Source organism: Mycobacterium innocens (assembly GCF_900566055.1).
GTDB lineage: Bacteria > Actinomycetota > Actinomycetes > Mycobacteriales > Mycobacteriaceae > Mycobacterium > Mycobacterium innocens.
This window is the reverse complement of the sequence record NZ_UPHQ01000247.1, coordinates 1-7,445: the sequence shown is the minus strand read 5'-3', so window position 1 is coordinate 7,445 and position 7,445 is coordinate 1. Positions and strand designations below refer to the sequence as shown.

The window sequence follows — 7,445 nt, the reverse complement described above, 5'->3', positions numbered from 1 at the left end:
GCTACAAGCCCTCGTCGCCGCGTTCGCCGCCGACAAGGCCATCGTCGACGAATCCTCCACCCGCACCGCTGTTGCCGAAGTCACGGCGGACTGAACACCACACCGACACCCCGAACACCACCGACCCTGCCGGACATCCACCGGCGGGGTCGTTTCATACCCGCACATCCTCACGATCAACGCCGCCATCATCCTCATCGTGAATGCCGGTCAACAGTCGTCGACCGTCTGGCCGGTCCGGGTGCGGACGGTCAACGGAGACTGTGGCCGGACATCACTCCCAGAATGCGAGGATGAGTCCAGACGGTCTTCGAGTTCTTCTGCCCTGCATGTCTTTACGACTGGCACGCTCCGAGGTTGACAAGCTGCAGGCCTTCGCGACTCGCGGCCAGGAGGTCACGCTCCAGAGCATCCACCTGACTCGCCGCGCGGGTTTCCCAAAGTAGCGTTCGTGGCAGCTCGGCCCTCGCAAGATCGCACAGAACAACCGTCGAAGCGCAACTCAATTCAATGACGGCAAAGAATGCGCTGAACCTCACCGTGACCCCGCCGCCAGCTTGACCACCCGATTGTTGCGGGCGTCGGCGACGTACACGTTGCCCGCGCGGTCGACGGCGATCCCGGTTGTTTGGTTGAGGCCATGGAACCGCAACTCGGTCTGGGTGCTGGATCCGGCCGCCAGCTTCACCACCCGATCGCCCATGTCGGTGACGTAGACGTTGCCCGCGCCGTCCACCGCCACGCCGTCGGGGCCGATGAGGCCGGTGAACGGCAGCACCGTCTGAGCGCTGGATCCCGCCGCCAGCGTCACCACCCGACCGCGGAGTTCGTCGGCGACGTACACGGTGCCCGCGCCGTCCACCGCCACCCCGGTGGGGTATTTGAGGCCCGTGAACGGCGGCACCGACTGTGCACCGGACGAAGGCTCGATGGTGCGGAGGATCAACGTGGTGACGGCAGCAGCGATGACGGCGACGGTCAGCAGAACGGCGGGGATCAAGAGGCTTTTGCGCCGCCACCGCCGGCGGGGGGCACCGGTCTCGTTCTCCACCACGATCCTTCCGACACCAAGTTGGCAACCACGGATAACGCGACCATAAGCTCAGTCCACTCCGCCCGCAGGATGTTGGCAGAGTCCTATTTAGCACCAGTGTCGGTGATCGACGGATCGACGCACACGGTTACCACCACCGTGAACGCCGGCAAGTACCCGAACGGCGTGGCGGTGGATCCGGGGACCCACACCGTCTACGTCACCAACAGTTTGAACGACACGGTGTCGGTGATCGACGGGTCGACGCACACGGTCACCGCCACTATTCCCGTCGGCAAGTGGTCGGACGGCGTGGCGGTGGACCCGGGCACCCACACCGTCTACGTTGCCAACAACAGCGATGACACGGTGTCGTTGATCGAACGTCCATAGGGTTCAGCACCGCTCTTGCCTGGCGAAGTCAATACAGGGTTGACGTCAGATGCTTGCCGCCGCAGATCGCATCATGCGTGATTCTGGTGACGGTTTCGGGCAGGCGTCGGGAATCTGCTGGCCGGGGCCGAGTGGGCACTCGCCGGCTTGCAGCCCTCAGCTCTCCACAAGCTCGGGCAACGGCTCCGCACCCGTCAGCCAGTGGCGTCCGGCCTGCCGGGCCGCCTCCCACTTGGGGACGCTCACCGCGTCGTCCTGTCCCAGGTCCTCGGGCGTCGGGCCGATGCGCTCGGCCAGGGCGGCCAGCGCGCCCAGGTCGAAGTTGTACACCTTCGCCGCCGCCAGGCCCAGGATCTGTCGGGTCTCCGCCACGGGAATGTCCCAGAACGAGCGTTTCAGCCAATCGCGGGTGTGCGGCCAGGTCCCTTCGGGATGGGGAAAGTCGTTGCCCCACAGGATGTTTGACACGCCGATCTCGTGGCGCCGCGCCAATTCCCGGCGCTCGGTGGTGGTTGCCCCGATAAAGCAGTTCCGGTCGAAGTACGCCGAGGGCGGCATCGTCAGATCGCCCTCCATCCGCCGGCTCATCTTCTTGGCCGAGTGCTCACGCAGGTACCGCGTGTCCATCAGCCAGAGCAGGTCGCTGGCCCAAAACGCGCCGCACTCGGTGGCTCCCCAGCGCAGCCGGGGAAAGCGTTCGAAAACCCCGGACCACAAGGCGAACCACAGCGGCCGGACCCCCCACCAGCGCACCTCGGTGACATAGATGCCCAGGTGCTCGCCGTAGTCCTCCTGCGGGGCGGCGCCGACGTGGGTGTGTACCGGCATCTGCAGGTCCTGGCAGGCGGCCCAGACCTGGTCGTAGCGACGGTCGTGGTAGGGCGGGTAGCCGGCCCAGCGCGCCGGGATCATGATCCCGCCCCGCAGCCCGGACTCAGCGGCGCGGGTGATCTCGGCTACCGCCGCATCGATGTCCGCCAGTATCGGCACGACCGCCACCCCGGCCCGCCGCTCGGGGCTGTGGCTGCACAGCTCGGCCAACCAGCGGTTGTGGGCCCGCGCCCCGGCCATCGCCCGGCCCGGGTCGAGGTCGCCCGACTGTGCCAGGCCGGCGCCGAACGGGGCCCCGGCGACCCCGCTCACGGCGTCGGCGTCGGGGAAGATGACCTCGCCGACCACCCCGTCGCCGTCGAGCTCTTTGTCGCGCAAACCTACGTCCCATCCGCCGGCGATGCCGTCGCCATGCTCGGAGAACCACGCTTGCGCGAACTGCTCGTCGATCAATCCGCCGACCTGAGCCGCGGCCGCCTTCTCGACCAGGAAGGCCTCGAAGTCCTCGCGGTATTCCGGGTCGATGTACTCGCGGTACCGCTCGGTCGGCAACTCGGCGTGGCAATCTGCGGAGATGATGATGTAGGGGTCCCGGCTGTCCATGGGTGGGGTCCTTTCGCTACCAGGCACGGATGGGCTCAGGCTCGAAGGCGGTGCTGCTCGCGTCGGCGGGCACGGCCGCCAGCGGCTCGGCGACTTCGGCCACCGTCGGGCCGATTCGGTCGGCCAGCGGTGCGAGGGCCTCGAGGTCGAAGTGGTAGACGGCCGCCGCGTTGCCGCCCACCATGGCCGCCACCTCGTCGGCCGGGACGTCGCTGAAGGTGTGGCGCAGCGCCTCGCGGCTGTAGGGAGCAGTCCCCTCCAAGTGCGGGTAGTCGCTAGCCCACATGATCCGGTCGACGCCGATTCGGTGGCGCTGGGCACACTCGACCGGACGCAGGAAGCTGGCACCGGCGTAACACTGGCGGGCCCAGTACTGGCTCGGTTTCAAGGGCAGCGAGCCCGCGGTGGGGCCGGCGAAGCGGGCGATCGCCGAGTTCGCTCTCCCGAAACGTGCGGCCGCCACGTCGAGCGAGTCGAGGGTCGCCGATATCCATCCGGTGCTCTGCTCGGTGAAGACCACGGTGAGGTCCGGATGGCGATCGAGTGCGCCGCTGAAGATCAGGTGCCACAGCGCCCGATGCGACCACCAATGTGTCTCGTACACCCACACCGCGAACGAGCTACCCCACCCGTCGGTCGGGGTCGGTCCGGCGTTGCCGCCGTGGTGGTTGACCACCACGCCGGCCTCCTCGCACGCCGCCCACAGCGGTTCCCAGTGCTCGGCGTAGAGCGCGGGGATGTCAGTGCCGGGAACGACCCCGGGGAGCAGCACACCGCCGCGCAGCCCCAGCTTGGCGATCTGGGCCACCTCGGCGACGGCCTGGTCGAGGTCCCCGAGCAGGATCTGGCCCACTCCGGCGCGCCGCTCGGGTGACAGGGAGCAGAAGTCGGCCAGCCAGCGATTGTGCGCGCGCAGCCCGGCCCAGCGCAGTTCGAGTTCCCGGGCGGTTTGCGGTGCCGGGGCGGCCAGGCTGCCCTGGGGAAAGAACGGCGGCACCGTATTGGGAAAAAGGACTTCCCCCGCGATGCCGTCCTCATCCAGTTCGCGGTTGCGCCGATCGCTGTTCCAGTTGCGCTCGGCGTCGGGCTCGGTGAGGTCGCCGAATGGGTTCACGAACGTCGGCGCCCAGCCGTCGAATTCCTCCCGGTATTGCGGATCGAGGTATTCGCGGTAGTCGAGCAGGTCGGCGCCGGCGTGGCAGTCGGCCGAAATGACGGTGTATCGGTCCATGGCTAGACCCGTGCCGGCTCGGGGGCCGGGGACGCTGACAGGATCGGGTCGTCGTAGCGCTGGTGCACGTAGGGCAGCAGCCACTCCTGTGGCACCCGCTCGGCGATCCTGGCCACCTGGATGGTGCGCCGGCGGCACCAGGTGATCGACCTGATCTCGCGGATCACGATGTCGGCCACCGGGTCCAGCGGCGACTCACCTAACCCGAGGGTGCCGTCGATGTTGTCCAGCACCTCGTAGTGCCGGTGGTACTCGCCGTAGACCAGGTGCGGGTCGGTGATGCCGTTGCCGTCCGGGGAACGCAGGAACTTGAAGTAGAACTCGGTGTTCACCTGGTCATCCGGCAATTCCGCGGGACCGGTGACCCGGCCTTTCAGCGTGATGAGCTGATAGCCCAGCCGCTCCACGGTTGCACTGATGCGGTCCCCGTCGCGTTGCACCTCGATGCGGCCCAGTTTCTTGGGCTCGCCGAATGTTTCGCGCCCGCCCGTGACCGATTGCTCGGTCGACTGGGGCATGAACAGGGGGTAGTCGCCGCGGCGCTCGCCATGGCGGGCGGTCACCGCAAACACCGCCGACCCGAACGGCGGCCTGCCCTCTATCCGGACCCGCTGAAGCTGGACTCGCACCAGCGGTTCGTCCGCCGGCTCCAGCGGCTTGGGCAGCACGGCCGCGACAATCTCCGGATCGGTGAGATAGGTGACGGTCACCGCCTCGGTGGCGATGGGCGCCTTGGTGACGTCGATCTCGTGGTCGACTTGCGCCTGGGGTGGGCGGGGACCATATCGGACTGCGGTGCTCAACGCTGCGCTCCTTCGGTTTCTTGTTCCTGCCCGGCATGCCGGCCGAGGACGTCGACCAGGTAGTCGGGGTTGGTGCGGGCAACGATCGATGCCGCTTTGCGGGTCACGACGTCGTCGGCGGATGTGGGTGGACCCAGCACCCAGAAGCGGTCCGCCCGGATCCCCTCAACCAGCTGGTCCGCGACTGTCTCGAGCGGGGTGAATTCGACGCGGCGGCCGCCAGCCTCGAAGCGGCCCACCACCGCCGCCAGAGTCGGCTCCGGTGTCCGGCGTTGCTGGGTCGGCGCGTAGCGCTCCGGCCGGTGCCGCCAGGACTCCCAGATCCCGGTGTTCAAGAAACCGCTGGGAAAAAAGACATGGGCCCGCACCCGCGTGCCGGTCATCTCCAGGTGTGTGTAGAGGCTCTCGGTCAGGCAGAGCACCGCGGCCTTGGTCATCGGGTAGACGGCGTTGGCCGGCCCGCCCAGGGCGCCCCGGGCGATCGGCGCGAACCCGCCGTTGCCCGAACAGGTGTTGACCACGTGTCCCTCGCCCTGCTCGAGCAGGATCGGTACGAAGGCCTTGATGCCGTGGATGACGCCCAGCACATTGACGTCGATGCCCCAGCGCCAGTCGGCAAGGTCGTGTTCCCACATGTAGCCCTCGGAGACCCCGCCGGTGCCGGCGTTGTTGCACACCACGTGCACCGCGCCGAAGTGGCGGAGCGTCTGCCTGGCCAGCGACTCGACCGAGGAATAGTCGGTGACGTCGGTGACCATCCCGGCTACCTCGATGCCCTCGTCCGCGAGTTCGCGGGTCGCCGCGTCCAGCGGTTCGGCGAGGACGTCGGCCAGCACCACCTTCATGCCCTCCTGGCCGAAACGCCTGCCCACGGCCCGGCCGATGCCTCCGGCTCCGCCGGTGACGACCGCCACCTTGCCCCGAAGGTCCCTCATCGCGGCCACCGTCACATGGTGGCGCATATCGCCTCAATCCGTCGCGTAATTCGGCCACAATCGTTGCGACGCGCCCGGGGCCGGCGCGAGTTTGAGCGGATGACCTACGACTGGCCAACCCGATCGTTCTAATTTGACGCTTCACCACGGCCGTTGGCCGGCGATGTGCGGCCAATGCAAAAGGCGACGGGGTAAGGATGGTTGATGCCAGCGAACATCAGGGGTGGCGGGGCGGGAGTCGTCGGTGACATCCGCCGGCACCGGCCCGGATGGGGTGACCGCCGTCTATCACGACGCGGTGGTCCGTGCCGCGATCGAAGCCGCCCCGATTGATGTGGGGCGCTATCAGCAGCTCGCGGATAACCCGGCCGCCGGCGCGTTGGTGACGTTTGTCGGCGCGGTGCGTGACCATGACCGGGGTCGGCGTGTGGTGGCGCTGGAGTACAGCGCGCACCCGATCGCGCAGGCTGTGTTGGGCCGCGTCGCAGGCGATGTGGCGCACGCGCATCGGGGCGTTTGTGGGATCGCGGCGGCTCATCGTGTCGGTCGGCTGGATGTCGGCGAGGTGGCGTTGTGTGTGGTGGTGGCCGCCGAGCACCGTCGTCAGGCGTTCGGCGCGTGTCGGGCGTTGGTTGAGGCGGTCAAGCGTGACCTTCCGGTGTGGAAGCTCCAGGTCTTCACCGACAGCGAAAACGAGTGGGTCGGTGCGCCATGACGGTGATAAGCCTTGGTACGCCCTGAATTACGCCGCGGGTTGGCGATCGCCCCGAGAGCCCGTACTTTACTTGATCGACCGGTTGGGACGGCGGGCCGTGGACCTGCGGGTGTCGCTGACCGATCGGTGCAACCTTCGCTGCTCGTATTGCATGCCGGCCGACGGCCTTGACTGGATTGCTGATTCCGCCCAGCTCACCGACGACGAAGTCGTCTACTTGGTTGACATCGCGGTAGCACGGCTTGGTATCAGAGAAGTCCGATTCACCGGCGGTGAGCCTCAGCTGCGCCGCGGCTTGGAGTTCTATTGTCGCTCGGATCGCACGATTGCGCCTCAGGCCGCGAATCTCGTTGACCACCAACGGTATCGGCCTGGCCCGGCGGGCTATCCCGCTGGCCGCCGCTGGTGTGGACCGGGTCAATGCGTCACTGGACACGCTGCGACCCGACCGCTACCAACGGATCACCCGCCGCGACCGGCTGTGGGACGTGCTGGCAGGTTTGGCTGCCGCGAAAGATGCCGGGCTGGGTCCGGTGAAGATCAACGCGGTGCTGTTGCGCGGAGTCAATGACGACGAGCCAACCTCGCTGCTGCGTTTTGCGCTAGCCCACGACCATGAGCTGAGGTTCATCGAACAGATGCCGTTGGATGCCCAGCATGGCTGGGACCGTGGGAAAATGGTTGAGGCTGAAGCGATTTTGAGCAGCCTGCGGGCCGAATTCGAGTTAAAAGATGTTTCGGTAATACGGTGAGTCGCTCGGCGGGATTCGTGTTGCCGTATAGGACAATTGGCGTGTGGCGGGAAATGCCGGTAGGCGGCGGTCGGGGACCAGCGCTCGGGTGCGTGCGCGGAGGGACTTTCAGGCTCTGCAGGACCGGCGGATGGCGGCGGCGGATATGT

Annotated in this window: 6 protein-coding genes and 3 pseudogenes; 4 read left to right on the top strand and 5 right to left on the bottom strand. The window is 67.4% G+C overall.

Features of this window, described 5'->3' with window-relative positions:
- Window positions 1-94, top strand: a pseudogene (locus tag EET03_RS23490) (ExeA family protein); the annotation flags it as partial.
- 447 nt (window positions 95-541) lie between these two features.
- On the opposite strand, the pseudogene EET03_RS23480 reads toward EET03_RS23490, so the two are convergent.
- Window positions 542-919, bottom strand: a pseudogene (locus tag EET03_RS23480) (NHL repeat-containing protein); the annotation flags it as partial.
- A 237-nt stretch (window positions 920-1,156) separates the two neighbouring features.
- Here EET03_RS23480 and EET03_RS23475 point away from each other — a divergent pair.
- Window positions 1,157-1,426 carry a YncE family protein gene (locus EET03_RS23475; RefSeq protein ID WP_167470689.1) on the top strand — a complete coding sequence of 90 codons (270 nt, stop codon included), beginning with the start codon at window positions 1,157-1,159 and terminating at the stop codon, window positions 1,424-1,426.
- A 156-nt stretch (window positions 1,427-1,582) separates the two neighbouring features.
- Here EET03_RS23475 and EET03_RS23470 read toward each other — a convergent pair whose 3' ends face one another.
- Genes EET03_RS23470 through EET03_RS23455 form a run of 4 tightly spaced genes read right to left on the bottom strand, consistent with a single transcriptional unit; the run spans window position 1,583 to window position 5,829 of the window.
- Entirely contained in the window at window positions 1,583-2,860 is a 1,278-nt protein-coding gene (locus EET03_RS23470; RefSeq protein WP_075541899.1) for an amidohydrolase family protein, read from the bottom strand.
- A gap of 16 nt (window positions 2,861-2,876) precedes the next feature.
- Window positions 2,877-4,091 carry an amidohydrolase family protein gene (locus EET03_RS23465; RefSeq protein WP_075541900.1) on the bottom strand — a complete coding sequence of 405 codons (1,215 nt, stop codon included), beginning with the start codon at window positions 4,089-4,091 and terminating at the stop codon, window positions 2,877-2,879.
- A gap of 2 nt (window positions 4,092-4,093) precedes the next feature.
- On the bottom strand, window positions 4,094-4,894 hold the full coding sequence (locus EET03_RS23460; RefSeq protein ID WP_075541901.1) for an acetoacetate decarboxylase family protein: 801 nt from the start codon (window positions 4,892-4,894) through the stop codon (window positions 4,094-4,096).
- Entirely contained in the window at window positions 4,891-5,829 is a 939-nt protein-coding gene (locus EET03_RS23455) for an SDR family NAD(P)-dependent oxidoreductase (RefSeq protein WP_075541902.1), read from the bottom strand. The genes EET03_RS23460 and EET03_RS23455 overlap by 4 nt, the downstream gene beginning before the upstream one ends.
- 244 nt (window positions 5,830-6,073) lie before the next feature.
- Here EET03_RS23455 and EET03_RS23450 point away from each other — a divergent pair, with 244 nt between their 5' ends.
- Both EET03_RS23450 and EET03_RS33120 read left to right on the top strand, forming a co-directional pair.
- Window positions 6,074-6,544, top strand: a complete 471-nt coding sequence (locus tag EET03_RS23450; RefSeq protein ID WP_244232503.1) for a molybdenum cofactor biosynthesis protein MoaE — start codon at window positions 6,074-6,076, stop codon at window positions 6,542-6,544.
- A 70-nt stretch (window positions 6,545-6,614) separates the two neighbouring features.
- Window positions 6,615-7,272 (top strand): annotated as a pseudogene (locus EET03_RS33120) (GTP 3',8-cyclase MoaA); the annotation flags it as partial.
- Between the last annotated feature and the right edge of the window lie 173 nt (window positions 7,273-7,445).

Bases quoted from the DNA above. Each gene is read 5' to 3' on its own strand.
- EET03_RS23455 (WP_075541902.1), bottom strand. From the start codon at position 5,829: ATGAGGGACCTTCGGGGCAAGGTGGCGGTCGTCACCGGCGGAGCCGGA.
- EET03_RS23470 (WP_075541899.1), bottom strand. From the start codon at position 2,860: ATGGACAGCCGGGACCCCTACATCATCATCTCCGCAGATTGCCACGCC.
- EET03_RS23465 (WP_075541900.1), bottom strand. From the start codon at position 4,091: ATGGACCGATACACCGTCATTTCGGCCGACTGCCACGCCGGCGCCGAC.